The sequence below is a fragment of the Streptomyces katrae genome (assembly GCF_000966975.1).
GTDB classification, from domain to species: domain Bacteria; phylum Actinomycetota; class Actinomycetes; order Streptomycetales; family Streptomycetaceae; genus Streptomyces; species Streptomyces katrae.
The window spans coordinates 1-1,306 of record NZ_JZWV01000674.1; the positions used below are offsets into that span (position 1 = coordinate 1).

Annotated in this window: 1 protein-coding gene; it reads right to left on the bottom strand. The window is 76.5% G+C overall.

Translation table 11 applies throughout. The annotated features are described in order from the left end of the window. The coding region (locus VR44_RS48525) for an AAA family ATPase (protein WP_045949597.1) at positions 1 to 1,085 on the bottom strand (1,085 nt) is incomplete at its 3' end. Positions 1,086 to 1,306 lie beyond the last annotated feature (221 nt).

Genomic DNA, 1,306 nt, shown 5'->3' on the forward strand with positions numbered 1-1,306 from the left:
GCCAGGTGGGTCGCCCGGCGTTCCAGGTCCCCGCGGTGCAGCCGCGCCAGGGCCAGGTGGGCGGTGCGGCGCTGGTCCGCGGTGGCCGTCTGCACGACGGCGGACCGTACGAGCGGGTGGCGGAAGACGAGTTCGCCGGTGGCCGGTGCGACGTCCAGCAGTCCGGCGGCCACCGCCGCGTCGGCGTCGCGCATGACGTAGCGGGTGCCGGGTACCGCGTCCGCCCGGCCGGGGGTTCCGGCACCGTCGAGCGCGCCCGCGAGGAGCTCGGCCCGCACCCGCTCGTCGAGGGACGCGATACGGGTGTCGAACATCCGTTGCAGCCGCCGGGACAGCGGCACGCCGTGCGGGCCGGCCGGGTCCTCGTCCGGGAGGCCGCCCGGCCGGCCGGTGGGTTGGAGGGGCAGCTCCAGCAGGGCCAACGGGTTGCCCTGCGCCTGCGCGAGGACGAGTCGGCGAAGCCGCCGGTCCAGCTCCGGGTGCCGGCGGTCGAGCAGGCGCGCCGCGTCCTCCTCGGACAGGGCCCGCACCGGCAGTTCGGGCAGGGCGGCGGTGTCCCAGCGCGAGGCGGTGTCGGTGCGGACCGCGACCAGCAGTTTCACCGGACTGCCGGCCAGGCGTCGGCCCACGAAGCCGCAGACGTCGGCGCTGGCGTCGTCCAGCCACTGCCCGTCGTCGAGGACCAGCAGGGGCGGCCGCCGGCCGCGGGTCCGCATCAGCAGACGCAGGACGGCGATGCCGAGGGCCATGGCGGAGGGCGGCTGTCCCGGGGTCCCGCCGAAGGCGGCGTCGAACTCCGCGCCGCTCGCGTCGCCTTCCGGGCGTGCCGTGGCGGAGAGCAGCGGATGGAGGAACTGGTGCAGTCCGGCGTAGGGCAGGGCGGACTCCGCCTCGACTCCGGCGGCCCTGAGGACGACACGGCCCTCCTGCGCGGCCAGCGCGGCCGCGTGGTCCAGCAGCGCGCTCTTGCCGACCCCCGCCTCCCCCCGCAGCACGAGCGCCTGTCCGGTGGCGGACTTCACGAACGCCTCAAGCCGCGCCCGTTCCTCCTCGCGGCCCACCAACGCCGCGCTGTTCGTTTCCATGCCCGTCCTGTCTCTCGCCGCTGCCGCTCGCCCGCGCGAGGGCGCGGGGGCGGTGCCGGCAGCGGATCCCCCGCAGCCGGTCGGCTGCTCCGCGCCACGGACACCGGTGGGTATCCGCTGCCCACCCTCCCGTACCCGGGCGTCCGTCGAGCCCGTGCCCGACCCTGGCCGGTACCCGGGCCCCGCGTCTTCCCGGGTCTGTCTCTTATACACATCTCTGA